Source organism: Chitinispirillales bacterium ANBcel5 (assembly GCA_029688955.1).
GTDB lineage: Bacteria > Fibrobacterota > Chitinivibrionia > Chitinivibrionales > Chitinispirillaceae > Cellulosispirillum > Cellulosispirillum alkaliphilum.
Map to the genome: position 1 here is coordinate 148,265 of JARUKZ010000005.1, position 25,339 is coordinate 173,603.

A 25,339-nucleotide genomic window follows, 5' to 3' on the forward strand; every position below is an offset into this window, starting at 1 on the left:
GGTTTAAAGCAATTTACCCAGAAACGCCGTAACCGCATGCTCTACTCGCAGTATTCTTTTTCCCATAGTTACACATTGGCACCCGTGAGATTGTAACAGCTCGACTTCAAAAGGGATAAACCCACCTTCAGGTCCTATTACGATAACAGCACTATCCTCGATTTTAGCAGGGATTTTAATACTATGGTAGGGATGTGCCACAAAAGCAGTTCTGTTACCGATAATATCCAGTAACTCATCTTCCACAAACGGTCTGAACCTTCTCTTAATTTTTATGGATGGTAAAACAGTATCGACCGATTGTTCCAGTGCCTTGTGAGAAATGGCAAGTAAAGACTGAGCGTTAAGCACAGGCGAAGACCAGTAGCTTTTTTCCACTCTCCAGCTCTGAATAATGTAGATACTTTTTACTCCCATTACAATAGCTGCTTCGAGGGCCTTTTTTAAACTTTTAGGCCTTGGCATCGCCATAATTAGAGTGCAGTCAAGCGGAGGCGGGGGCAAAGAGTTGAAATTCAGTTCCAGCAGACAGTGATTAGTGGAAAAAGAGATAATTTCAGCCTTTCCGACTTTGCCGTCAACCATACCAGCCTTAAGAGTTGTTCCTGTTTGGGCTTTAAGTGTAGAGCTGATGTGCCGTAGACGAGTGGAATCTTTAATTACTGCGCAATTGGGTTTATCCTCTACCAGGTCACTTTTTGTAAGTACTAATAAATTCACGTCTTTTCCTTAACACACATATCTGTGAGTGTTGGCTGAAAACTATCTCTCCAGCCCTTTTCTAAAAAACCAGTAGATTTCATTGCTTGTTTTGCACGAAAGGAGTCTCTGTCGTGCTTCAGCATTATTCAAAAGAGCTGAGAGTGATGCGAGCAACTGAATATGAGGACCAGAAACATTAACAGGAGAGAGGATCATAACAAAAATAGTTGAGGGTGCTCCATCTAAAGATTTAAAATCTATACCATCTTTTGCGAGTCCAAAAGAGATGCTGATTTTCGTTACTGCATCTGTTTTAGCATGAGGAATAGTGATCCCGTACTGCATGCCGGTACTCATGGAATCTTCTCTCGACAAAAGTATTGTAAGAGGAGTAAAATAAATGATTGTTAAGTGTTATTTGGATTTAATCAAAAAAGTATCTATTCAACTAAATGTATTTATGATTAGCTGAAGAGTAAAGACTCATTGTACATATGGTTTGACTTTTTAAAATAAAACTTTAGCTGAGAGTTTTAATGCAAAGACCCCCTCAACTAAACAATAGCTGATGAAGTTCTACTATCCCCATACTAGAAGTATATCAGTGTATTTCCTCAAGAAGAGATTCGATTTGAGAGCGGGAATAAAAACGACTTACTCTGTTGATATTATCTTCATTTAGGGTATACGCATAATTGAAAGTAACTGAAGATAGGGAGTTTTGGGACAGAGAATCTAAAAATGAGAAAACGGCAAGTTCAATCCCGAGAGTGTCATTGTTTTCGATCTTGGAGCCTGTAAGTACCTTTAAGGTGGCACTGTTATCTTTAATGGTGCATTCAGCTTTGAACTGACCAACCTGGATACGGAGTTTATCTTCAGGCAGAGGTTCAACACTTTTTTCTACAGTAGTGTCAGTAACTGTTTGCAGCACAGGAGAGTCGTGACCTAACACCATAATTAATGAGATAAACACGATAGCAGCTAAAGTTATATAAAAGAAAAACCCGGTAATTAACTTACTATCGGACCTGGCGGAAATTTTTCCTCCAGCACTTGAAACATACTGCACCAGCGCATCTTCTATGAATTTATCTTTGCGTGGAATGATAATAGTATGGAATACCCCACCGGGTTTAAGAAGAATAAAGCTTCTTAAAAACACAATCTCATTTATAACATCCCACTGCCCTTCCACCGATGCTTGATTAGTACCCAGAGAAAACCCTTCATCATTTATTTGAAAATTAATCATGCGTTGAGGCAGCTCTTTCCACAGCTGGACTTGCCTGTTGACTTTAATGAACCACCAGCAAAACCAGAAAACTGGTGTGGCTGCACTAATAACCCCAAAAATATTGATATTTCCGGTTATACCCTGATAAACAGCAAAGGAGGGGAAAGAGAGAATGATCAAAACATACTGGAACTGCTTAAGAAAAAGGTATTGTAGTGAAGCTTTCCAGATTGTTGAAGAATCGTAGCAGCAAGTAATTTTCATGCTACCTCTCTTTTAAAATATGTAGGACAATGCTAATCCTTAACTTTCTTCCTTTTTCTGCTCCCGTTTTAAATTGTCACAACCCAGACAATAACTTTCAAACTGCTTTCTCCATTCCCGTGTCCAGTCTGCAATATCGGGTGAGGGGGATAATTTGCACAGAAACCGCTCCTCTTCATGGCGATGTTCCATAGCTTCGGAGGCAAGCCGGGCAAGCTTGTTTTTGTACTCCTTACTTACCTCTATTGGTAGTGTCTCCTGAGCATAGGCTTCGATGGCAAGGAGGTGTTTTCTGATACACAACTCCCCCTCGGTGTGGCAGGGACAGGCCTTATCGGTTTCGTGCCCCTGTAAAAGAATAAGCTCTTTTATAAGCTGCTCATACTGCCATTTAAGGATTGGTTTCACGTTGTTATCCTTTCTGTTAAACACAAACCTGCAATTATTCAGCCAATTTTAATAGACACACTTCAGGATATACCGGTTGTGTTTTAAAGATCTGTACGCTCAAAAAGCATACCACCCGGGTACTGAAAACCTCTAAACGGCTCTCTACCCGGGTGCAGATGGCATTTGGAAACCTGTGGCTATACCAATTATTTCTTAAGAAGGGGATTCGGTAAAATTAGGGAGAGTTGATTTAAGGCCATTACCCACATCGGCTCCGGAAACGGATTGAAAGGTCCTTAACCCAAACTCGGGCAGAATGGCTAACAGATGATCGAAGATATCTGCCTGAATCGACTCATACTCAACCCACACTGTACTTTTGGCGAATACATAAAGCTGCAGCGGCAGTCCCTGTGGGGTGGGTTCGAGTTGCCTTACCAGTTGTATCATTCCCTGATGCACTTTCTGATGAGAACGAAGGTAAGCAATACAGTAGGCTCTGAATGTTCCAATATTCGTAAGCTTTCTGCCATTAGAAAGGCAGGAAAGGTCTTCATCTGCAAACTCTTGTTCATTGGACTTTTCTATTTCTGAAATTTTATGCCTCAGGTAGGGTTTAAGAAGTTTAATTTTCATCAACCTATCCACATCCAGGCTACTTAGGAATTCTATTGAGCTTAGATCGATATGAATGGAGCGCATTATTCGCCGACCGCCCGATTCGGTCATTCCACGCCAGTTTCTAAATGATGAACTAACAAGCTCATAGGCCGGTATCGCTGATATGGTCATGTCAAAATTGCGTATCCGTACGGTTGTAAGAGAGATATCTACTATATCCCCATCTGCACCATGCTTTGGCATCTCTATCCAGTCCCCTTTTCGTACCAGATCCATGGTGGAAAGCTGAATTCCTGCAACGAGACCAAGAATAGAATCCTTAAATATCAAAAGTAAAATAGCAGTGAATGCTCCCAGACCGGAGAGAAAATAGAGAGGACTTCTGTCTGCTAACTGACTGATTAACAGTATAATGCAAAAAAGAGCTCCTACCACTTTAAATGCCTGAATAAAACCCCGTATACCGATCCTTTTGGATACTTCGTACCGCTCATAGCCATCCCGTACAGCACTTAAAAGCGCTTCATAAACACCAAAAGCGACGATTATGTAATAAAGGTTAAGCATTTTGGAGAGATTGGTAAAGGCTTGAGTTGTTTCACTAAAAACAAACGGTAAGCCAAAACTTATCACTGTAGCAGGGATAAAATGGATGGCGCGGTGAATTACCTTGCACTGGATCAAAATCTTATCCCAGCGTGTGGCACTCTTTAACTTCATGTTTTTTAAGGTTTTAACACTATAACGTCGAGCAATAAAATGAAGAACCAGAGCAATCGTTGCCAGTAATAACAGAGGAAGTAGAAAGTCTGGTAGCTTTATGTTCAATAACGATTCGGGCATAAAAACTCCAAAAAATAACGGATTGAAAAAAGTAAAATGCAATGAGGTTAAAAGAGAAAAATACTAAATGGTAATAAAGATACTACTTTTTGAGAAAAAAGGATATTGCAAGTACGGTTAGTGGCATTTTATACCCATGAATAGATTTAAAATCCTGCTTCAGCCTTTTTCTTTAAAACAAAAAGAGCTTACAGTACGAACTTTGTTTTGCTAAAAACACCCGCAAATTTCTTCTGCAGATGTGTATATTGTATTTTTGTTGGCTATTCAGGCAAACAGAGAGTCTTTGAAAAGAAAAAAGAGAGAGGCTATTGATGAAATTTTTAATTCCGCTTTTAACAGCAGCAATAAGTGCTATATCGGTGTATTACTTTCTTGAGCATGGGGTAGAACGGGAAGTCATAGAACCGCAGCGTTTAAAGGTTGAGTTTACCAGCCAGGCCGTTGAGCACAGGCTCCAAGAGGTGAAAAAGGATATTCGAAACCGACTGAACTACTTTGCTCAACAGATTGCATCTGACAGAGATTTTGCAATGAGACTTCTTGCAGAACAAAACCGCTCTGCTCAGACAGTCACACGGGCTGCGGTAAAATTTCGTGATCCAATGGGCTTCTCTCTTCTTGAGATTCTGGACTCCGATTATGTGATCCTTTCAAGCGGACATTTTCCGGCAAATGCAGGAAACAGCGCTGAATCAAGAATACGGCAGCTCTCTGAACGGGTTTCGGTGCTGCGAGAGGAAACAATGGGTGAAACTCACCTTACACTTCAGGCAAAAGCTCCCTTTAGCATTGCAGATATACCGTTTTATGCTACCGGTGGGGTAAAAATTGATGAAGAGTTTCTGGAAAATCTCGCGACCGTTAAAGGTACCAAAGTCATTGTAAAAGATGGTGATTCTGTTTTGGGTATGGATGTTCAATCAATAGAGCACACAGAAGATGAAAGTATACTGTTAATAGATGATACCGAGTACTATGCATCATCGATTCCTTTGCATTCAAGTGACGGTTCTAAAGTCTGTAGTTTAATAGTTATAGTAGAAAAACAGTAAATGGAATTAAGCAGAGTTTTCGAAGTCCTGCGTATCATTTTTCCGGTCTTTGCCCTTATGGGCGTGGGAAAAGTGCTGCGTGTGAAAAACATCATGGATGCCGGTAATCAGAGATTTTTAAGTGATCTGGCCTACTTTTTTGCGCTGCCGGCACTCATATTCGCTGAACTGGTAACCCAACCATTCGGGGAGCTGCTTAATCCTGTTGTGATCTTTGGGACCATAATTGCCCTTAGTCTGGTATTTATACTGTACACTGCCGGTGTTTTACTATTTCGCCCCAGAAGAAATATCGCCTCTGCAGTAATTTTTGGATCACTGTGGGCCAATGTAGCCTACATGGGTTTCCCCCTGATATCAATTGCTTTTGGGGATGACCAGGGACTGGTGATGGCGGCAGTGGTAAATGCAATCTCGATGCCTCTGTTTGTAACTGTTTCTTTTATAGTGATGGGGCTTTTCAGCGGGCGGGAAGATAGTGGTTTTTTGAACAGTGTTAAAGGAGCAGTAATTAACCCTGTGATAATTGCCGCTGTTCTGGGTCTCTTTGTCTCATGGTTACTAAGTGCACTTGGGTATAACGGTGTATCGGAAAAGCAGCCCCCTCTCCTACTTGCACAAATTGGCTCTGCTGTACACACCTTTTTTAAACTTACCGGAACAATGGGATTGCCACTTGCGCTTCTTGCTGTAGGTGGTACACTAAGCTTCGATTCTGTAGGGAAAAATTTTCTGCCACTTTCTCTTACCATTGGTGGTAAACTGATTTTGCTACCTCTTGTAACCTACTTTGTTATACAAATAATTTTTCCATCCGCTCAATCAACGGCAATCAGTGTGGCTGTGGTACTTATGGCTACTCCGGTTGCGGTTGCCAGTTCTGTTGTTTCAGTCAGATATAATGTTGAAGAGCAGTTTGTATCTTCACTACTTGCTATCAGTACTGCCTTGAGTGCGGTTACCTTACCGATATGGCTTTATTTTCTTTTGTAAGAATCGACCTGATTATTTAAAACAGTGTAAATACCCGTCCCTTTCCAGATGATTTATACGAATACTGCTGAGGGGCGCTTCCATCACCCCAATCGATGGTAACATTAACCGTTCCGCGCAACGGCAGCACAATCGTGGTTCCCTCAGAGAGCCGGGTATCAAATTCAAGGGTTAAAGAGTGGGTGGAAAAAGCAAGCAGTAGAAGTAAGGTGAGAATGTAGGTGAGTTTCATTGTTTGTACTCCCTGATCGAATGTTTGTAGTGCGCTAATTTTCTATGAATTGTGTGCCTATAAGCCATAAGCAGCAAGGTGAACAGTTACCACGCTGTCCACCTACTGCTTTTTACAACTAATAAGTACTATTTACTAATTTGTTCAGAGTCACCTTGTTACCGCTATCAATGTACTCTTACGCCGCTTTCCGTATGTATCGTTAAACGTTACAACCACCATGTAGGTTCCTGTACCTACAACTCTTCCGTTTCTGTTGCGACCGTTCCAACTGACCTGATAACCACCTTCAATAAACGTGAACGCCTCACTGCTAAAAACAACCGAGCCAAGCGGGTCGTAAATCCTCAGACGTGCATTCTCTATATCGATATTGTTGTATATGATCTCCTCAGGTTCCAGCCGTGCTGTGATTGTCTCACCGTATGAGATGTTAAACGGACTTGGTCCGGCTGATAAGGTCCACTCTGTTTTTGGATAAACCACTTCCAGTGGAACATATCGGTTCAGAGGGTTGTTCTGGGCATTGCCCAACAGATCTTCAATTGTGTGAGGGGCAATGCGGATACTGTCTCCACTCACTGGGTACCGGACATGAGATGTGTTGCGGAAGATAAAATCGGCTGAAGCTCCTCCCCGGGAGCGAAGGGTAATGTTTTCAAGTGTATAGAGAGTGTCCTGAAGTCTGAGAAGAGAAAAGTAGTGATCGTGATCAGCGATGGTTACCCGTTCGCTAAAGACCACTCGCAGCGTATCAAAGGTGTTTGTACCGTCGCCCCGGTTTCTTGCGGGAAATACCTGAGCCGTTAAGAGTACCGGTGCTGCTCTGTCTTCAACAAAAATTTCCCGGTGTACTTCGGGGGATAACTCATACCCCACAATCGCTTTCATTAAACCCGATGTTGCCACTTCGGCTGCTGCTTTTAAATCCTGGGGAAGGGTGATTTTTACTGTTGACGCGTTTTTGACGGAAAGGTCCTGTTCCTGAGCGGTGAACGTTTGTCCGGCCCATTCGATAGTAAATGTCAGGTCGTTAGCAGTTACAGAGCGGTTAAACTCCACATACACTGCATCCACAAAGCCATTTCCGCTCTCATCCTTATACCAGCCTGCCACAGGCTCAGGTAACGTGGCGCTAACAGTGACCGGTCTGTTTTCCGGGTGTACTCTTTTATTGTTTGCACCAACCACGGGTCCTCCGTTTTCGAAAGGGAGTAAGCGCAAAAGATCACCGGCTTTTATCGTGCGCCCCTCAGTGGAGGAAACGATCACCAGGGCAGCACTGTCGCCGGGTGTTGGCAGTAGTTCCACCACAGCGATTGAGGTGGTGTCTTCCGTCCCCCGGCTTATGAGCTGAAGAGAATTGCCTGAAAGCGAGGTGTGTTCTATTGCCGTTTGAAATGAGAGGAGCAGTGTATCGGTTGGATCATCCACATTTTCGAGCAGGTGTGCACCTGTCAGATATGGTGAGCTCAGGGTCATAGCAGCGGTAATCGTTACATCGTGCCGGGGCATGGTGACAAGGGTCGTCATCTCGTGGGTGTTCTCTATTATATCCGGATTATCGGTTTGCCATTCGATAAAGGTGTGGTAGATGTCGGGCTGTACGCTGATCTCAACAGTTTCCCCGGCAGGAAAACGTCCTTCACCTAAGAGAGTACCTGAGTTTTGGGGGTTCAGAGAGAGTAGAAGGGATGCTGAATCAACTGTTGAAATCGGGGCCATAACAGCGGTAATCGTTACATCGTGTTGGGGCATGGTGACAAGGGTCGTCATCTCGTGGGTGTTCTCAATTACATCCGGATTATCGCTTTGCCATTCGATAAAAGTGTGGTTGATGTCGGGCTGTACGCTGATCTCAACAGTTTCCCCGGCAGGAAAACGTCCTTCACCTAAGAGAGTACCTGAGTTTTGGGGGTTCAGAGAGAGTAGAAGGGATGCTGAATCAACTGTTGAAATCGGGGCCATAACAGCGGTAATCGTTACATCGTGTTGGGGCATGGTGACAAGGGTCGTCATCTCGTGGGTGTTCTCAATTACATCCGGATTATCGCTTTGCCATTCGATAAAAGTGTGGTTGATGTCGGGTTGTACGCTGATCTCAACAGTTTCCCCGGTAGGAAAACGTCCTTCACCTAAGAGAGTACCTGAGTTTTGGGGGTTCAGAGAGAGTAGAAGGGATGCTGAATCAACTGTTGAAATCGGGGCCATAACAGCGGTAATCGTTACGTCGTGTTCGGGCATGGTGACAAGGGTCGTCATTCCGTGGATGTTGTTTATTATATCTGGATTATCGGTTTGCCATTGGATAAAAGTGTGGTTGATGTCGGGTTGTATGCTGATCTCAACAATTTCACCGGTAGAGAAACGCCCTGCACCAGAGAGGCTGCCTGAGTTTTCGGGGTCTGAAATGAGGGAAAGGTAGAAAGAATCGGTGTATTCGATCATGCCTCCATCGATAATTGTCCACCCAAAGTTATCGATTATTGCCTGTCGATACGGCTGTGCTGTGCTGTGGTAACGACTGCTGCCGGCATGAAAGGTGAGATTGTTCTGAAGAGGGAGTCGGGACCAGCTGATTAAAAGGTTGTTGTAGTTAGCTGTTGAAAGTGTCCCTCCCAGAAGAAAGTCGTCGAATAATGAAACGTTTGACACATCCCACCGGCTTATGTCCTGGTTAAAGGAGGTCGCATCTGCGAACATCCTTCTCATGTTAGTTACATTTGATACATCCCATGGGCTTATGTCCTGATTAAAGGATTCCGTATTAGCGAACATTCCATGCATATTAGTCACATTCGATACATTCCAGGCTCCTATATCCTGATTAAATGAGCTTGCACCACCAAACATAGCCCCCATGTTAGTCACATTACTAACATTCCAATTGCTTATATCCTGATTAAAAGAGCTTGCGCGAGAGAACATGTTGTTCATGTTGGTCACATTGGACACATCCCACTGGCTTATATTCTGATTAAACGATATCGCTAAAATGAACATCCCATTCATGCTAATTACATTTGATACATCCCACTGGCTTATGTCCTGGTTAAATGAAGATGCACTCCTGAACATGCCCTGCATGTGAATCACATTAGACACATCCCATTGGCTTATGTCATGATTAAACGATACCGCCCCATAGAACATGTATCTCATAGTAGTCACATTGGACACATCCCATCTACTTATATCACCATTAAAAGATCGTGCTTCATTAAACATATAACTCAAATTAGTAACAGAAGACGGAAGCTGTTCAGGCACTTCAGTAAGATTAGAGGCAGATTTGAAAGCTCCGGAAAGACTTCGCAACCCAAGATTGCCAAAATCGGATACTTTTTCAAGCTTTGCCATACGGTTTACATTAGAATCAGATGCCGGAATATGTATTGGGTCACCTCCAAACCCAAACCCGGTGAGCTCACCTGTAATCGTTACAACGTACTGTCCCTCACTGTTATAGGTGTACGGTACGTTTCCAGCTACCGAATACTGCTGAGGGGCGCTTCCATCACCCCAATCGATGGTAACATTAACAGTTCCGCGCAACGGCAGCACAATCGTGGTTCCCTCAGACAGCTCGGTGTCAAATTCAATGGTTAAAGAGTGGGTGGTAAAAGCAAGCAGTAGAAGTGAGGTGAGAATGTGGGTGAGTTTCATTGTTTGTACTCCCTGATTGAATGTTTGTAGAGCGCTATGCCTGATCTCTGTTTATGCTACTGGCTTAATCTGGGTGGTTATGGAAATTATCAGCATCTATACAGTAATATATAACATTAAAGCCGAATTTGAGAGGTTAAAGAACAGAAAAAGAATTGTTTTTGTGTGCTCGTGCTTTTCGTTTGGGCGCAGATCGTATTTGCTGTCATATTTCTATATCTGTAAACAGTCTCGCACCTACTGGTATTTGATAACATCAGAGCACCAACGGCTACAGGCGGAAATAATCAGTTTGAGCCGATGATGTAATTAGGAGCTGTTGGGTCTTAATACCCTACACGCAGAATTATATGTTTCGCACCGATTCTAAACCATTCCTCATAGGGCCATTTTCCAATGACTGTAAACTGACCACTGTCTACTGTTAACTGTTACATCAGAGCACTGATGGCCATGGACAGAAATGAACAGTTTGAGCCGATGATGTAAATCAAGGGCATGGCCAGGGTTAGTGCTTTTGGTGTCAGGCTAAAAAATGGTTCACTCCCTGCTTTCTCTGGGGAAACAGATAAATTCCCTTACCTTCATCTCAAACAATTTATAGCTAAAAGCCGGTTTCATGACAACCGCAGTATCTGCTCCTCCTCTGTATCCACCGGCGGCAATAATATCCTTACTCATATCAAGATACCCTGCATCAGCGGCCATCAGAGCACATTCGATTGCGACTTTGGTGCCTGTGGAGAAGAGCTTTTTAAGCATCTCCGAGATGATATCATGGGCAGTGTAGCCACCAAAGGTACCACTCAAAGCACTGCTGACTGCTCCGCCAAGAGGGTGAACGCCGGTGTAAAACTTTACTCCCTTCTGACGTGCACTATCCATAATGTGAGGATCCTTTGCCATTACCTTTTCTCCGTGCCTGTTAACAAAGACATCCTTATCAACTGCATGCATGGTAACAGCAACAATCTCAGCTTCAGGTAGGGCATCTGCATACTTAAGCGCAGTTTGTCCGGTTGTAGTTGCTACCACAATCTGTTTGATATCAAGTTCTTTTGCTCTTTTGCGAATGCTTTTAAGAGTTGCATCTGAATTTTCTATCCCTTCAGTGTCATAGAAATTAACCGGTATGGCAGGCATAGAAGACCTCCTTTGGTTGTTAAAACGATTGGGTTTTTGTATGCTGAAAAAAAGCAGTAAAAGTATACTAAATGACCGGTTCAATGACTAAGTATCGCTGTTCAAATCAAAACTTTCAGCCGCACTAATAATAAGGCCTGAACAAAAAAGTGGTCTGATGCTCTGCTTATATATAGAATGAATAGAGGGTTAAGAGAAAGTATTATAACACCTTTTTAATAACCGCACTTTGATTGAATTGAATTTTAACGCCAATGAGTGCTTCCATAATTCATATTGGAAATTAAGAATCTGAATTTTTTATTTCAGGCAAGGAGAACTATTGATGGGTAAGCTGCTTTTAATCACCTTTTTGCTTACAATTGGTTTCTGTGCGGTTAGCAGCGCAGATGAAAAAGCGCCGGTAGAGCGACACGGATTTCTGCGGGTTGAGGGAAACACGGTTGTGGATGAGCATGGAGAACCTACACAGCTTAGGGGAATGAGCTTTTTCTGGAGCCAGTGGATGGAGAAGTATTATAATCGTCACGTGGTGGACTGGCTTGTGGAGGACTGGAAAGTAACGGTGGTACGGGCTGCAATGGGGGTTAAGCATGATGAGACTTTGAGTGGCTATCTCTACGACCGATCTCAGGAAAGGCTTGTACGGCGAGTGGTTGATGCGGCGATTCGAAACGGAATCTATGTAATAATAGACTGGCATAGCTATTATGCCCACAATTACGTTGAAGAGGCGGTAGAGTTTTTTGAGAGTATGGCCCGCCGTTACGGAGACCATCCAAACATAATTTATGAGATTTATAATGAGCCCAAACAAGTGTCCTGGGATGAGGTGGTGAAACCCTATGCAGAGCAGGTGGTATCGGCGATTCGGGCTATCGATCCCAATAATCTTATAATTGTAGGGACCCCTCACTGGTGTCAGAGGGTGGATGAGGCTGCGATGAATCCCCTGGAGGGAGAAAATATTGTTTATGGATTGCATTTCTATGCAGCCAGTCACAAGGAGGATCTACGCCAGAGGGCAAGAATAGCACTTGATAAGGGAATCCCATTGTTCGCTTCAGAGTTTGGGACCTGTTTATATTCAGGGGATGGATATCTTGATAGTCTGGAAACAGAAGCTTGGTTTGACTTTATGGATAAGCACAATATTAGCTGGTGTAACTGGTCAATTGGGGATAAGGATGAAACTGCTTCAGCCCTTGTACCGGGAGCACGATATTACGGAGGGTGGTCAGAAAATGAGCTAACGCGCTCGGGCAGGATGATCAGGCGCAAACTTCGGTATTATGCAGGAGTTGAAGAGGAGGAGGAAGAGCCTCAGGAAGAGAAAGAAGAACGAAGACGAAGAATACGAATCAGACCGCTGCGGTAAAGGAAGAAAAGAGAGGGGGATCTTAACGCTTCCCCTCTCTTTTTTGAATCACTGTTAATTAACTTTGATCTCTATTGCTTTTCTTTTTGCCCTCTCATTTTTTGGCAGTTTCAGCTCAAGAACTCCATTATTCATTTTTGCTTCAATGCGCTGCTCCTCTATCTCTTCAGGAAGAGTAAAGGATCTTGAAAACCTTCCATAGCTGCGTTCCAGATGTCTGTACTTTCCTTTCTCTTTTTTTCTTTCGGCCTTTTTTTCACCTTCGATAGTGAGGGTACCCTGTTCAACTCTGATTTTTACCTCATTTTTATCCATTCCGGGTAGATCAGCGTGCATGAGGTAATGATCATCCTCTTCGCTGATATCAACTCTTGGCCAACTACCGTTTGTTAGTTCACGATGTGCAGATTCGAATGCGCTTTCACCAAAGAAGTCATCCATAAGATCTGCCAAAGTGTTAGCTGGTGTTGAATATCTGATTAGAGCACTCATAAGAAACCTCCTTTTGTATAGTTAACATTTAGTATCCGTTTTCACCCGCTTATATATGCAACGGGTGTGCCAATTTGAGGAAGGGGCAAAAATGGTTAAAAACGGCGAGGTGGTGTATGGTCAGATGTTTTGAGATGAAACAGGTGGGTGTTCGTGTTGTTTAAGAGTGAAACAGGGAGAGGGTGGCACTGTCTGAAACAGCGGCTACGGGCCAAACCGGGAGCAGATAAAAAAGCCTTGGCTGGCTCTTCGCGAACTCGGGTCGGCTTAACCCATTGGGGCACAATGTCCCTCCCTGCCTTGCGTAGCTACTGCATAAGAGACCTGGTAGTATCATGATTCTTTATTCTTTTTCACTGCCGATACTATATTTACAATGATGGTTTTGCAGAAAACAACAGAATATAAAATTCCAAATAATAAGCATGGATCTAACGCAAACACTCCGCTTCGTTCACGCAAGGGGTAAGAATAGGAGTGTTTAGAGGATTGGTGGCAATAATCCTTAGGTACAACACTTATCTTCAGGACATTACGCTACCTCAGGGGAAGCTGATCGTTTAATGCCCGGGGAGCTGAGTCATAAGAGTGCAAAAAGGAGACAAAAGAGACTAAGATGGAAAAAAAGCCTAAAAAAAACTTAAATGAGTTTTGGTCTGCACTTCTTTCAGGTGCAATTGGGGGGTCTTTAGGAACATACATTGCAAACGTGATGAATTTGCATTGGGCATTAATGGGAGTATTAGTAGCAGTTATATTTTTAATTTCTTTTCGACTATTTCTTAGGCTGTTTAAAAGAACTAATAAATGATACATGAGGAGTGAGGTTGTATTCTGGCGCGGGACAGATGAAAATGATGAACACCAGAAAAGCGGAGGAGCTAATAGATTGAAAAATGGGTTTTCAACAAAAGAGGGGCTTATAGCCATTAGTGGCTTGTTTGGGGCAATAATTATAGCAATAATTGGGTTTGGGTACAGGTTGTATTTAACAGGATTATTTGTTTCATTAATTTCACTATTTTTCATAACTTACGGAAAAAAGTTGTCCGTGTAACCCAAATATGGTTTTTTGGAAAAATGCTATAGCCAAGATTAGTATAGGAAAAAACCAGGAACTTGTATACAATCGATAACACAGAGAAAACAGGTTCGAAGGGAAAAAAGCTTAGGAGACTAACATGGAAAAAAAGGCCAAAATAAACTGGTGGAAAGGGAAACAGTTACCTGTTTTAACTGCTTTGGTGGTTTTGTCTTGTTCCAGAACTGCTAACGATCAAAGGCCAGATGAATTTCCTGTAGTATCATATAATAATTTAGATGTTAAGGATTTTAATGTCAAAATTACTTCCGCAGCGGATAATAGAGAAGATTGGGTTTATAGTCCTGTTCTGGTTGTTCAGAAATATCGCAGGATTTCAGATGCAAGATTTGTCAGTATTTTGTTGAAAAATGACAGAGTAGAAAATCCTTCTAATTCAACAATTACAGTCGTAGAAGAAGGGTATCTCGATGATGCTGTTAGAGGACAATGGTTTCAATTTTTTCTGGAACGCGAAAACTCAGAATCTGCATGGAAAGTGGAAGAAATCCGGCAGGCAAATCTATGTGGAAGAATGGGTTCTCCGGAAAAATTTTCTAAAGAGCTTTGTCCGTAGGTCCATATGCAGCAAGTGAGGGGATAAGACAAGCCTGCAAGCAATGACTAACGTAAGTATATCGCACGATTGGCAGCTCCCTCTCACCCGCATGCTATCTTAGATCTTTTACCGGGCACCACAGGCGAAATGTATTATACTTATTCATGTTAGAAATTAAAAACCGCGAGTCTTTTGGAGAAGAGCTTATGAACTACAGGGTAGTAAAAGAATACAGCACAGAGATAGAACATCCGATCCGAATTGAGCAGGGAGAAATTCTTCAGGTGGTGGAAGAATCCGATTCGGATGGAGATTGGGCAGATTGGGTTCTTTGTAAAGGCAAACACAAAGAGGGTTGGGTACCTAAGCAATACCTGGATATTAAAGGAAAAAGGGCTACTTCGCTTCGGGACTATGATGCTCAGGAACACAATTTAGCCATCGATGAATTGTTGGTGGCATCGTATGAGCTTAATGGGTGGATATGGGCGGTAAAAGAAAATGCTCCGGAAACATGGGCGTGGGCTCCACTCAATCATCTGAAAAAAGAGTAGGTTGCCCTTTACGATGCGATTCGCAGGGAACGCAGCCGATTCAGTGCTGCCGCCACATCCACACCTCGGATTTCAGCGAGATCACCCGGTTTGCCGGGAGTGATACAGTCTATGCCGCTTTCACGAATATCATCTTCCAATCGATCAAGCAGCTCTTTCACTGTCAAATGGTCGTGCATGTACCGTTTCAGGTACACCAGACTTTCACCGATGGCCCTGGTCTGGCTGGTATCAACCAGCTGATCGATTCCGTTCAGATCTATATCCTCCCGGCCAAACTGAATGGTCTTCAGTCCCCGTGGGGCCACTTTTACCGCTTTGTTTCCCCTGGAGGGGTCGAGGCTCCCGGGAAGGGGCACCCGGTGATTGATCGGGCCAAAACTCTCTCCCCCCTCAGCAGATCGCTGAAGGCGATACTTGCGGGCGATTTGCTGCGCCTGTTCCGTTACATCTTCGGGCCGGTATTCATCCATCCTGATAACCGTATCCGCCACATCGAAATAATCACCCGAGCCTCCGATCACCAGAATTGTGGATACCCCGTACTGTGTATACAACTGCCTCACTTTATCGATAAAAGGGGTAATTGGTTCACGGTTCTTTGCCACCAGCTCCTGCATGCGGTGGTCGCGGATCATGAAATTGGTGGCGGAGGTGTCTTCGTCGATCAGTAGTGCCGAAGCACCGGCTTCAAGCGCCTCGATGATATTCGCCGCCTGCGAGGTACTGCCGCTGGCGTCATCGGATGAAAACCGATGGGTATCGATACCGCGTGGAAGGTTTGAGATGAAGGGATCGATCCCGGTTTTCTCTATGCGTCGCCCATCCTCGGCCCTGATTTTTACCGCCTGGCGATCCGTTATGACAAACTCACGCCCGTCACCGGGGATGTGGTTGTATACCCCCCGCTCCAGAGCCCGAAGAAGAGTGGACTTTCCGTGATACCCTCCCCCCACAATCAGAGTCACCCCCCGGGGAATGCCCATCCCGCGGATCTCACCTCCGTTGGGAAGCGAAAAGGTGCGGGCAAGCTGTTGGGGCGGCTCGAAGGGGATCGCGTTGGTAGGTGACATGGGACGGTCGTCTATACCGCTTCGCCGGGGAAGGATTGCGCCCGATGCCACAAAGCCGATCAGATTTTCCCGTTGCAGCATACCCCTTAACGCGTCGGCGTCCTCCGCTGTTTCCACATGCCGATACACCGCCCCGGAGTTAAGGTTGCGGAAAAGAACTGCATAGAGAATACGGGGCAGCTGATCCATAATCATCTTTTGGGCAAGCTGTCCGTCAATAGTTCTTCCGAAAGCCGGCAGACCCAGCGTGATGCGCAGCTCGACCTCCCGATCATTTATCCAGGCGGAGCTTCGTTCCAAAATTTCCTGACCGGGGCTGTCGATACCGATTCGACCGCTCTTGCCGGCGCTTTTATTGTGGGCGGTGATTGTATGGGCGGCTTCGCTGAATCGCCGGGTCAGAAAGTCACGCAGGGCGATCTCCCGACTACGCCCCGCAAACGTATCTGCGGGAAAACCGGCGTGTTTTTGGGGAATAACTGCCCGGATTCTGCTTGGGGCGGCAAAGGGATCGCCCTGAACATGGTCGATAAAAAGAGTGTAGAAATCGGCCCGGTAGGACCCGGTGATACTCTTGTAGGCTTTATACCCTTTGCGGTCGATTCTTTGTAATGTCTTCTGCAGATCGGTAATGGTGTTCATAATAATTTCCCCGATTATGTTCCTGTTATATTCTCAGTTCAGCCTGGTACTATCGGATAATATACAAATCATGAACGGGGGGTGTCATAAGTCCTGGGGGGAAACCATGAAAAATTTCACTAAACCATAGTTTCTGGAGACCAGGCTTTTATAAAGCGGACGGTTAATTCCCTCTTAGTAAGCATTTTTGAAGCCAAAAAGCTTCCGTTTTAAGACCTCTTTTGGGTCTTTTTTTAATTAAGTTTTGCCACCAATTTAGCTGAAGAAGTCATATCAATAACTGAAGCATACTTCTCACTACAAACCGATTGGTTTGGGATCTAATTTTCAGCGATTCGAGGATAGAAGGGTGTAAAAAGAGGAAAAAGTGGAACCTAAAACGCTGATAGCCATTCGGGCAACAGCACCGATTCTAAGAGCATGGGTTCTGGTAAAAAAAACGGGAGGTAGCTGAAACTTTTCATTCTGGCATGGAGAGTATACTGAATTGAATCAGACGATTACAGGTTATAAGACTCACTCTTAAGTTGTGCATACGTATCATGGCAATCAGAGTTCGGTCTTCACCGGTTAAAAGCAAAGGATACGTGAAAAGAGTACATACAGAGAGCGGTGTAGAATTTTTTGCTGTGGGGTGAAGTCGCGGGTGTCCCCACAGTTATAATTCCCAATTCTTATCTCACCTTGTTTTCCGTTGCATTGCACCGTATATCCGTGAGCAGTGCGATAAATATATAACTTCATTTCATCAAAAACATCCTTTTGTGCATGAACTCGTTACCGGCAGTAAGTTTGACAAAATATACCCCGCTGGCAAGCCTGCTTCCGTCAAATGAAATGGAAGAAACACCTTTTCGCGCTACCTTTCTACTTTTTAGTGTTTTTACCAGTTCCCCATTCAGTGCATATACGTTCAGTTCATAGTCTGTATGCTTTGGTACGTTATAGGAAATCGTTGTAGTTGAATAGAAGGAGCTTGGATAAATAGCTAAATGGAGTGATGATGCTGTTGTATTCTGGAGATGAGTCATGGTGGTGGAAGGGACTTCGGTGACAATAACGAAATACATCAACGATGTTGTGGTGCCGTCGTTGGAGTTAATGCCCAGGCTAATTTGCTCGTTTTCTGATACAGTCTTTTGGTACACTGATAGTGTTCTTTGCGTTGTTGCATCTTCCTGAACAGTCACCACCATATCAGTCAGATCATACTCTGAAAGCCAGTCGGGCTTTTCTTCAACTCTGTCTGAGTGTGCGATGTAGATACTTACTTCTTCTTTGGCACTAAACTCAGCATATTCGGAAAGAGACGTATTGGATCGTGAATTCATTGCGGTTTGTATCCATTCTTCACCAGCTAAGGCATCTGGTACATCTGCAAATGTAAAGTCTCTGTCACCAAAAACAGTTTGCCCGTTCTGGATACCGGATCTGATGTTCCAGTTGGCTCCGTGACTCACTTCATAAATTAGGAGATTTTCTATCTTTTCCCCATCACCTTTTTCAATCTCGGTGACAGGAGGATCCTCAGGAGAAACTACGAAAGGAGGAGGAAGAACAGATCCAATACCTCCACCAGGTGGCGGACGGTTCTGGACATCAATACTGCTACCACGGGTATTGCTTCCCGATATGGAGGTGTTACTTCGGTTTTCCCAGACATACCCGCTTAGCACCCGGTTATTTGGAACATTTTCAATCCAGATACCGATATTGGAACAACCTGTAATTTCTACATAGTTAATTGTTACTCCATCGGTTCTTGTTAAACTGAAAAAGCCTCTTCCGCACTCGGTCGCAATCAATGTATCGACAGTTATATTAGGTCCGCTACCGTTGGGTGTTCTAAACCCGGCATAGCCACCACCGTAATCGGCTCTGAAAGCATTGATGTACCCTATTTCGGCATTTCTTGTTTCATTGAGAATCAAACCACAATAGTTGGTGTGTCGCGAATAAAACCTTTCTACCACCATACTATCAATACCATAGGTCTCAAAACCGTGTCCTCTGGTTCCCTGAATTTCAAAAACTCCGGTTACTCTAAGGTTGGTTGTTCTGACCAGGTTGCTGTAACGATCATTGTCAATTCTTACTCCACCGGCGGTGTTTCCGCTAAAAATCATGGAAATATTGTGAAGGTGGACATAAGAACAGCCGTGAAAAGAGATTGCAGAGTTAGGAGCCCCTGTCATTCTCAGGTTTCTTATAGTAATTCCATTGGTATGCCTTGCGCTAAAACCCCTTGTTGCGTTAATCTCATTGCCATGGAAATCAAATGTTTGATTTGCTCTGGGGTTTATTGTTCCTGTGAGATTTCCGGAGTTTCTAATATTGATTGTTCCGTTATCGATTCTTCTTACTGCCGCATCAATTGCATCGGCAAGACTGTTCCCTGAATAGTGACTGTTTTCCTCTATTGTCGTTGTCCAGGTGTCTCCTGAGCGGGAGACCTCTGCGGTCTGAGCCGCACTTATGCCTGGGTTGAAGACAATAATCAGCAGTAAAAAAACCAGTGTGCTTTCTATAAAACGGCTACTGAATCTGTGCATTTTAGGTCTCCCATCATTGATTGCTCTTACAAATGTTACTGTCTTTTGATGCTTCTTCAGGTCCTGTTATGAGAAGCTCTCTAAGAATACTAACCATAAGATAAGCAAAAAAAATCGAGGAATAACAGAAAAGAGACTAAATGCTACTACACATATTATTGAAAAAAGAGGTAAAAAGATCTTTGTTATAACAGATATCACATAATCGGGTCATTTTTTCACTACACAAAAACTTTGGTGCGTAGAAAAGATTACAGATAGTCAGGGTGTTAGCAGTATCTGGTGGATTGCAAAAAGGATTGATACGTACTATTGAGTTCGGCCGATTTCAGGAGACATCCTTGCATTGGCGACATAATACATCTTCATTAGGTTGTTATACTCTCTTTTAGAAAGAATAACTGATAGAAAGAGTGGAGTGCATAGGAAAAAGCTAAGAGAGTGAAATAAACGCAGAGGGCGCAGAGAACGCCCGTTCTCCGTAGCAGACTACTGCGAAGGGTGAACAGAGTTAAAGGCGCAGTGAGGGAAAAGAAGGAAAGGGCTCAAACGAGCCTGAAGGACATTGTGCCCGAATGGGTACAACCGGTGCCGTCCGCGGCAGGCGCCCGGGATATCTCTATTCCTTAACTCACCACAGGTCTGCGCTTTAAATTTTTAGGGCTCATAATTGAATCAATTATTTTACCTGTTTAAGATCTATTTTGGACAGCAATGACTCGCTGTATAATACCTACGATTTTCAGTGTTTGGTGAAACACTACTCTTTAAAGGCACGCAAAAAACACAATGCTACAAAATATCACAAAAATTCAGGAGAAGGCATCGCGATGAAAAATCAATTACTTTGTATGTTACTGACACTTACATCAGTTATCTATGCCCACAATGATTCAATTGATGTAAAAGATTTACCAAAAATTGAATTGAGAAATGACCGATTGGATATGTCCGGTTTTTGTCCAAATACTGGAAGGTTTCATACCAGTATAATTAACCGACACTACTATTGCATAGGGGATACCAGAAATAAACGGGTTAATTATTTTGCCACAAATTTAGCTGAGGAACTCAAGCCAGTTCCCGAAGCATACTCCACATTACAAACCTATAAAACCAATAGAATATTGGAACTTTCTTTAGGGGTGACTGGTTTAGCAGTCGGAATAACCGGATTGGCGATAGAGCTGAATGCTCCAAAGGATGAGAATGGAGACATCCCGCTTCCAAATTTCACTGTCCCAATAATTGGCTTGGGAATAGCCCTTACTTCCTGGATACCTCGAATTATTTATCGGGGGAAGGTTGAAGAATCGGTGTCTATTTATAATTCAGCAATAAGTGATAGTGATTGATTAGTTCGAAATTACTTTTTATACCGTGGGCGTAAGGGGTAAAATAGACGGCCCCGATTAGAGTAGGATAAACATTATAATGCTAATCTATCTGCACCGGTCAAAAAATAATAGCGACGGAGTGATCCTGTGATAAAGAATACGTATCGAAAAAATAGGCTTGTTTTAGTGGTGATCTTTTTTTTAAGTATAAGGTCCGTAAGTAGTAGTACTGATAAGGAGCTACGTTTATACACCAAAACAGATTTATCAGAAATAAACCTTCAAATCTATGATGGTGATGATTTTAAATTTTTATACCCACCTAATGCTGTGTTAGAGATAACCGGAGATAAAATAGTTATTCTGGGGCCAGGGGATATTCAAAACAAAAACATAAATTCATATACCTTTTATATAAAGACATATGATAACCCCGGGAATCTGTCCGCAAAACAGTGGGCAACACAAAAAAATATTGAACAGTGGCAATTAGCAATTGAAAAAGGAATGCCTGTTGGTGGAATTCCAGTAAATGATGGAAAACTAATGGAGGAAAAAACAAGTATTGCCAAAATTTCAGGTGAAAAAGCTTTTAGAATACACTATTATGCTTTCGATAGTCATAGAATAGCATTTTATATTGATAAAAATCAGAAGCTATATGAATTGAGTTATACTGGTTATCCCATTGAAAATTCATATACAGCACCATATAAGATTGATGTTTATAGCTTTATACTGAATTCTTTTCTATTTAAGTAATAGAGCTTTCCTTTCTTTATTGTTGGAACCATGCACAGGATTATCAGTTAAACAGTCCACTACAATCCATATTTTAAGAACCTAAGTATCACAGTGGTTGTTAGACTCATTTGTTTCTTTAGAAATTCTTCCAGGTTTTCTTCTTGTCTTTGGATGAATATTTAGCCGGTGCGTTTAGTACGTTTGGGGGTATAATCCTTAGGCTTGTTTGCAATGCACTGCTGTGAGAGAGCGCTTATGGTGGTGGCAAGATGAATTTGGTTCGAACTTCAAGAGTTAGACACCCACAGCCCACCATAAGCAATGTAAGACCAAACCGTACACAATTTATTCGGCAATAAATCGAAAGCAATAAGATCATGGCAGAGAGCTGATGTATATTATCACACCAGTTTGCGTTACTGTTCGGGGGGCCTTCCCCTTAAGAAGCCAAAATTTTAATCAAAGAGAGTAGATGGTATGAGCCACATTAATTGGAATATTAACCCCGAAATCGTGAATATATTTGGTATTTCAATCAGGTACTACGGAGTGTTGTTTGGTGCCGGAGTATTACTTTGCCTCTATATCTTACGATGGATTTTTGAAAACGAAAACATACCATCTGAGAAAGGCGAAAAGCTCCCTCTTTATCTGATGATTGGGGCTTTGGCAGGGGCGAGACTGGGACATACGCTCTTCTATCAGGCCTCTTATTACCTGAGCAACCCTTTGGAGATATTTCTTCCCATTCAAAGAACCATTGAGGGGGGGTATAGGTTTTCGGGCTTTCAGGGATTGGCAAGTCATGGTGGTGCGATAGGGTTAATCATTGCCTTTATTATTTATTCCAAAAAGGCGAAGCTGCCGATGGTCAGGACAATGGATTTGATCGCGATTGTCGCGCCTCTGGGCGCGTTTTTTGTCAGACTTGGTAACCTGATGAATTCTGAAATAGTTGGACTGCCAACCTCTGTGCCCTGGGCATTTGTTTTCCAGCGTAACGATTCTATACCACGACATCCGGCCCAGCTCTATGAAGCAACAGCGTATCTGTTTACCTTTTTAGTGTTGTTGTTTTTGTACAAGGCAAAAAAACATACTTTGAAAAACGGATTCTATTTCGGGTTATCGATGATAATGATTTTCATAGCACGATTCTTTATTGAATTTGTTAAAGAGCGCCACGTTGCCTTTGAAGAACATCTGGCTCTTAGCATGGGGCAATTACTCAGTATTCCATTTGTTTTGTTGGGAATTGGATTTATAGTCTTTGGATATTTCGGGGATAAAAAACTATTGAGTTCAAAAGGTGATGGGTTAAAGGAAGGTTAACCCATGACTGATTAAGGATAATAAGAAGGATTTTATGGGGCTAAAGGCGATAGATTGGGTCACCCCCGGGCGTCAATGGTGAAAGCGTGGGAGAACCCGTTTGGGGGGACCCTTGGGCTTTAATCGCGGGAGGGGAGAAAATTTGGAATTTGGAATTTGGAATTTGGAATGAAAGAATGAAAGAATGTATCGACGCCTCAGCTGTGTATTATGGACAATGCCCTGAGCAATTCCTCGAGCATGCACTTAACAGTTCCTCGAGCGGAGTCGAGAGGCGTAACGGTTCAAATATATGATGAAGAAAATAGTAACCACCCATTTCCCCCTTTTTCCTGCTCAACGCTCATAGCTATTAAAACCCAAACCTCCCACTCTACCACCGAAGCAAGCCCTGAACAGGGCGGTTTCCATTAAAAGCCCAGGGCAATCGCCCTGGGAAAAACAACACCGTGGACCAAGGAGCCCTGAAGGGGCGACCTCTATGGAAAATTGGAGAATGTGGAATGTGGTAATGCAGGATTTTTTGAGCTCCATCACGCCGTCTCGCTGTTCTCTCTTAAGACCTCATCCCGGCCGTTGGCCACCTTTCTCCCACAGGGAGAAGGCCACACACAACATGGTATCTAGAGTGAGATGATTAACATATGTGTTACATTTATCTATGTAGGAAATAAATAACAGGATTTTTATGGGGCTAAAGGTGATTGATTGGGTCACCCCCGGGCGTCAATGGTGAAAGCGTGTAGGGACCCGCTTGGGGCGACCCTTGGGCTATCATCACGGGAGGAAGGGGGAATGGGATTTTATAGAGACCAGGCCTTAAAAGACCTGGCTATAAACCTGTGCAGAGCGAAGCCGAAGTATGGACTGCCCTTACAGGGCAGGGACTCCATAGCAGTGACATCATTTTAGGCATTGTGGCAATATCTTACAGTTGGTTCTACAGGGGGGGGGCTCATCCCGGCCGTTGGCCTGAGCTGCAGTTCCTCGAGATACTATGATAAAAAGGTAGGATGTAAGGAGCACCTCTTTTTACTTTGGAATGAAGAAACATTGACTTTTATTCAAACCATTTCATCGGAGGTGCTCTATGACTGTATATAATAAATGTGCAGACTTTAAGGGTGAAAATTTTTATGGTGGTATTGATACTCACAAAAGAAACTGGAAATTTACTGTGCGTACGCGGAGTCGAGAGCAGTTCCCCGAGATTTGAGGATAGTAAGAAGGATTTTATGGGGCCAAGCCTCCTACGCGGGAGCTACGGAGGCCAGGGCGACAACATAAAGACTAATGAACAAGTACTAATTAAAGATTAGGAAATACAATTTCCCCATTTTCCCGCTCAACGCTCACAGCTCATAGCTCATAGCTATTTAAAGCGTGAAGGGACCCGTTTGGGGGGACCCCTGGGCTTTAATCGCGGGAAGGAAGGGAATTGGAATACCATTCCTGCTATAGATCTAAATCTTTTACGATCTTCCATACTACTAATGTATACGAGAAAAAGTCGATCGTTTGATCTTGATCTTTTTCATAAGCGCTGAAAGCGCGCAATATAATAGCCCGGGGTAAGCCAGTCTTCTGGCGCAGCCCCGGGTGCTGGCGCGAAAAAAGATCCCAAGCGCTGAAAGCGCGGGATAATCGTTGATGTTATCGGGATTTGTGGGAAAAAGAGATTTTATGGGGCTAAAGGCGATAGATTGGGTCACCCCCGGGCGTCAATGGTGAAAGCGTGAAGGGACCCGTTTGGGGGGACCCTTGGGCTTTAATCGCGGGGAGGAAGGGAACCGGAATACCATTCCTGCTATATAACCATATCTTTTACGATCTTCCATACTACTAATGTATACGAGAGAAAGTCGATCGTATGATCTTGATCTTTTTCATAAGCGCTGAAAGCGCGCAATATAATAGCCCGGGGTAAGCCAGTCTTCTGGCGCAGCCCCGGGTGCAGGCGCGGGATATTTGATGCTGTTATCGGGAATTGTGGGAAAAAGGATTTTTATGGGGCTAAAGGCGGTATCATAATTACTAATTAAAGATAAAAGGAAAGATTTTTATGGGGCTAAAGGCGATAGATTGGGTCACCCCCGGGCGTCAATGGTGAAAGCGTGAAAGGATCCGTTTGGGGGGACCCTTGGGCTATGATCTCGGGAAGGAAGGGAAAATGGAGTTTGGTTTTGATCTTTTTCATAAGCGCTGAAAGCGCGCAGTTTAATAGCCCGGGGTAAGCCAGTCTTCTGGCGCAGCCCCGGGTGCAGGTGCGAAAAAAGATCCCAAGCGCTGAAAGCGCGGGATATTTGTTGATGCCATCGAGATTTGTGGGAAAAAGGATTTTTATGGGCCTCCTACGCGGAAGCTACGGAGGCCAGGGCGACAACATGTTTTTGACTAATGACCAAGTACTAATTAGAGATTAGGAAATAAAAAATTTTCCCTTTTTTCT

The 25,339-nt window shown here is 43.5% G+C and carries 21 protein-coding genes; 10 read left to right on the forward strand and 11 right to left on the reverse strand.

The window, feature by feature from the left end; all coding sequences use genetic code 11:
- Positions 1-3: 3 nt before the first annotated feature.
- The 5 genes from QA601_04330 to QA601_04350 all read right to left on the reverse strand — a co-directional run bounded on the left by QA601_04330 (position 4) and on the right by QA601_04350 (position 4,057).
- Positions 4-720, reverse strand: coding sequence for a 16S rRNA (uracil(1498)-N(3))-methyltransferase (locus tag QA601_04330; GenBank protein ID MDG5814292.1), 717 nt, complete (start codon positions 718-720; stop codon positions 4-6).
- A 42-nt stretch (positions 721-762) separates the two neighbouring features.
- On the reverse strand, positions 763-1,077 hold the full coding sequence (locus QA601_04335) for a PTS sugar transporter subunit IIA (protein MDG5814293.1): 315 nt from the start codon (positions 1,075-1,077) through the stop codon (positions 763-765).
- A gap of 226 nt (positions 1,078-1,303) precedes the next feature.
- Positions 1,304-2,203 carry a hypothetical protein gene (locus QA601_04340; GenBank protein MDG5814294.1) on the reverse strand — a complete coding sequence of 300 codons (900 nt, stop codon included), beginning with the start codon at positions 2,201-2,203 and terminating at the stop codon, positions 1,304-1,306.
- Positions 2,204-2,242: 39 nt separating this feature from the next.
- On the reverse strand, positions 2,243-2,611 hold the full coding sequence (locus QA601_04345; GenBank protein MDG5814295.1) for a hypothetical protein: 369 nt from the start codon (positions 2,609-2,611) through the stop codon (positions 2,243-2,245).
- A gap of 195 nt (positions 2,612-2,806) precedes the next feature.
- On the reverse strand, positions 2,807-4,057 hold the full coding sequence (locus QA601_04350; protein ID MDG5814296.1) for a mechanosensitive ion channel: 1,251 nt from the start codon (positions 4,055-4,057) through the stop codon (positions 2,807-2,809).
- A gap of 314 nt (positions 4,058-4,371) precedes the next feature.
- On the opposite strand from QA601_04350, the gene QA601_04355 reads away from it, so the two are divergent.
- Positions 4,372-5,112, forward strand: a complete 741-nt coding sequence (locus QA601_04355) for a hypothetical protein (protein MDG5814297.1) — start codon at positions 4,372-4,374, stop codon at positions 5,110-5,112.
- A complete protein-coding gene (locus tag QA601_04360) occupies positions 5,113-6,105 on the forward strand; it encodes an AEC family transporter (GenBank protein ID MDG5814298.1) in 993 nt (330 codons plus the stop codon).
- Positions 6,106-6,121: 16 nt separating this feature from the next.
- On the opposite strand, the gene QA601_04365 is transcribed toward QA601_04360, so the two are convergent.
- From QA601_04365 to QA601_04375, 3 genes are all read right to left on the reverse strand, one after another.
- On the reverse strand, positions 6,122-6,337 hold the full coding sequence (locus QA601_04365; protein MDG5814299.1) for a hypothetical protein: 216 nt from the start codon (positions 6,335-6,337) through the stop codon (positions 6,122-6,124).
- A 150-nt stretch (positions 6,338-6,487) separates the two neighbouring features.
- Positions 6,488-10,003 carry a BspA family leucine-rich repeat surface protein gene (locus QA601_04370; protein MDG5814300.1) on the reverse strand — a complete coding sequence of 1,172 codons (3,516 nt, stop codon included), beginning with the start codon at positions 10,001-10,003 and terminating at the stop codon, positions 6,488-6,490.
- 540 nt (positions 10,004-10,543) lie between these two features.
- Positions 10,544-11,146 (reverse strand): pyruvate kinase alpha/beta domain-containing protein, encoded by a 603-nt coding sequence (locus QA601_04375; protein MDG5814301.1) that lies wholly within the window; start codon positions 11,144-11,146, stop codon positions 10,544-10,546.
- 325 nt (positions 11,147-11,471) lie between these two features.
- On the opposite strand from QA601_04375, the gene QA601_04380 reads away from it, so the two are divergent.
- The gene (locus QA601_04380; GenBank protein MDG5814302.1) at positions 11,472-12,524 is read left to right on the forward strand and encodes a glycoside hydrolase family 5 protein; all 1,053 of its coding nucleotides are present in this window, start codon (positions 11,472-11,474) and stop codon (positions 12,522-12,524) included.
- 54 nt (positions 12,525-12,578) lie between these two features.
- Here QA601_04380 and QA601_04385 read toward each other — a convergent pair whose 3' ends face one another.
- Positions 12,579-13,016 (reverse strand): Hsp20/alpha crystallin family protein, encoded by a 438-nt coding sequence (locus tag QA601_04385; protein ID MDG5814303.1) that lies wholly within the window; start codon positions 13,014-13,016, stop codon positions 12,579-12,581.
- 616 nt (positions 13,017-13,632) lie between these two features.
- On the opposite strand from QA601_04385, the gene QA601_04390 reads away from it, so the two are divergent.
- The 4 genes from QA601_04390 to QA601_04405 all read left to right on the forward strand — a co-directional run bounded on the left by QA601_04390 (position 13,633) and on the right by QA601_04405 (position 15,210).
- Positions 13,633-13,827, forward strand: coding sequence for a hypothetical protein (locus QA601_04390; GenBank protein MDG5814304.1), 195 nt, complete (start codon positions 13,633-13,635; stop codon positions 13,825-13,827).
- A 3-nt stretch (positions 13,828-13,830) separates the two neighbouring features.
- Positions 13,831-14,073 (forward strand): hypothetical protein, encoded by a 243-nt coding sequence (locus QA601_04395; GenBank protein ID MDG5814305.1) that lies wholly within the window; start codon positions 13,831-13,833, stop codon positions 14,071-14,073.
- Between the two features lie 124 nt (positions 14,074-14,197).
- Positions 14,198-14,674 carry a hypothetical protein gene (locus QA601_04400; protein ID MDG5814306.1) on the forward strand — a complete coding sequence of 159 codons (477 nt, stop codon included), beginning with the start codon at positions 14,198-14,200 and terminating at the stop codon, positions 14,672-14,674.
- Positions 14,675-14,862: 188 nt separating this feature from the next.
- On the forward strand, positions 14,863-15,210 hold the full coding sequence (locus QA601_04405; protein ID MDG5814307.1) for an SH3 domain-containing protein: 348 nt from the start codon (positions 14,863-14,865) through the stop codon (positions 15,208-15,210).
- Positions 15,211-15,218: 8 nt separating this feature from the next.
- On the opposite strand, the gene QA601_04410 is transcribed toward QA601_04405, so the two are convergent.
- Both QA601_04410 and QA601_04415 read right to left on the reverse strand, forming a co-directional pair.
- Complete coding sequence (locus QA601_04410) at positions 15,219-16,925, reverse strand: ABC-ATPase domain-containing protein (GenBank protein ID MDG5814308.1); 1,707 nt, start codon at positions 16,923-16,925, stop codon at positions 15,219-15,221.
- A 740-nt stretch (positions 16,926-17,665) separates the two neighbouring features.
- Positions 17,666-19,477: a T9SS type A sorting domain-containing protein gene (locus tag QA601_04415; protein MDG5814309.1), complete on the reverse strand. Its 1,812-nt coding sequence runs from the start codon at positions 19,475-19,477 to the stop codon at positions 17,666-17,668.
- Between the two features lie 830 nt (positions 19,478-20,307).
- Between QA601_04415 and QA601_04420 the strand changes: the two genes are divergently transcribed.
- From QA601_04420 to lgt, 3 genes are all read left to right on the forward strand, one after another.
- Entirely contained in the window at positions 20,308-20,832 is a 525-nt protein-coding gene (locus tag QA601_04420) for a hypothetical protein (GenBank protein MDG5814310.1), read from the forward strand.
- Between the two features lie 129 nt (positions 20,833-20,961).
- A complete protein-coding gene (locus QA601_04425) occupies positions 20,962-21,576 on the forward strand; it encodes a hypothetical protein (GenBank protein MDG5814311.1) in 615 nt (204 codons plus the stop codon).
- 459 nt (positions 21,577-22,035) lie between these two features.
- Complete coding sequence (gene lgt, locus QA601_04430) at positions 22,036-22,890, forward strand: prolipoprotein diacylglyceryl transferase (protein ID MDG5814312.1); 855 nt, start codon at positions 22,036-22,038, stop codon at positions 22,888-22,890.
- Positions 22,891-25,339 lie beyond the last annotated feature (2,449 nt).

Excerpts from the sequence above, each read along its gene's own strand:
- QA601_04340 (MDG5814294.1), bottom strand. The coding sequence starts at position 2,203 with ATGAAAATTACTTGCTGCTACGATTCTTCAACAATCTGGAAAGCTTCA.
- QA601_04350 (MDG5814296.1), bottom strand. The coding sequence starts at position 4,057 with ATGCCCGAATCGTTATTGAACATAAAGCTACCAGACTTTCTACTTCCT.
- QA601_04355 (MDG5814297.1), top strand. The coding sequence starts at position 4,372 with ATGAAATTTTTAATTCCGCTTTTAACAGCAGCAATAAGTGCTATATCG.
- QA601_04360 (MDG5814298.1), top strand. The coding sequence starts at position 5,113 with ATGGAATTAAGCAGAGTTTTCGAAGTCCTGCGTATCATTTTTCCGGTC.
- QA601_04365 (MDG5814299.1), bottom strand. The coding sequence starts at position 6,337 with ATGAAACTCACCTACATTCTCACCTTACTTCTACTGCTTGCTTTTTCC.
- QA601_04370 (MDG5814300.1), bottom strand. The coding sequence starts at position 10,003 with ATGAAACTCACCCACATTCTCACCTCACTTCTACTGCTTGCTTTTACC.
- QA601_04375 (MDG5814301.1), bottom strand. The coding sequence starts at position 11,146 with ATGCCTGCCATACCGGTTAATTTCTATGACACTGAAGGGATAGAAAAT.
- QA601_04380 (MDG5814302.1), top strand. The coding sequence starts at position 11,472 with ATGGGTAAGCTGCTTTTAATCACCTTTTTGCTTACAATTGGTTTCTGT.
- QA601_04385 (MDG5814303.1), bottom strand. The coding sequence starts at position 13,016 with ATGAGTGCTCTAATCAGATATTCAACACCAGCTAACACTTTGGCAGAT.
- QA601_04390 (MDG5814304.1), top strand. The coding sequence starts at position 13,633 with ATGGAAAAAAAGCCTAAAAAAAACTTAAATGAGTTTTGGTCTGCACTT.
- QA601_04395 (MDG5814305.1), top strand. The coding sequence starts at position 13,831 with ATGAGGAGTGAGGTTGTATTCTGGCGCGGGACAGATGAAAATGATGAA.
- QA601_04400 (MDG5814306.1), top strand. The coding sequence starts at position 14,198 with ATGGAAAAAAAGGCCAAAATAAACTGGTGGAAAGGGAAACAGTTACCT.
- QA601_04405 (MDG5814307.1), top strand. The coding sequence starts at position 14,863 with ATGAACTACAGGGTAGTAAAAGAATACAGCACAGAGATAGAACATCCG.
- QA601_04410 (MDG5814308.1), bottom strand. The coding sequence starts at position 16,925 with ATGAACACCATTACCGATCTGCAGAAGACATTACAAAGAATCGACCGC.
- QA601_04415 (MDG5814309.1), bottom strand. The coding sequence starts at position 19,477 with ATGCACAGATTCAGTAGCCGTTTTATAGAAAGCACACTGGTTTTTTTA.
- QA601_04420 (MDG5814310.1), top strand. The coding sequence starts at position 20,308 with ATGAAAAATCAATTACTTTGTATGTTACTGACACTTACATCAGTTATC.
- lgt (MDG5814312.1), top strand. The coding sequence starts at position 22,036 with ATGAGCCACATTAATTGGAATATTAACCCCGAAATCGTGAATATATTT.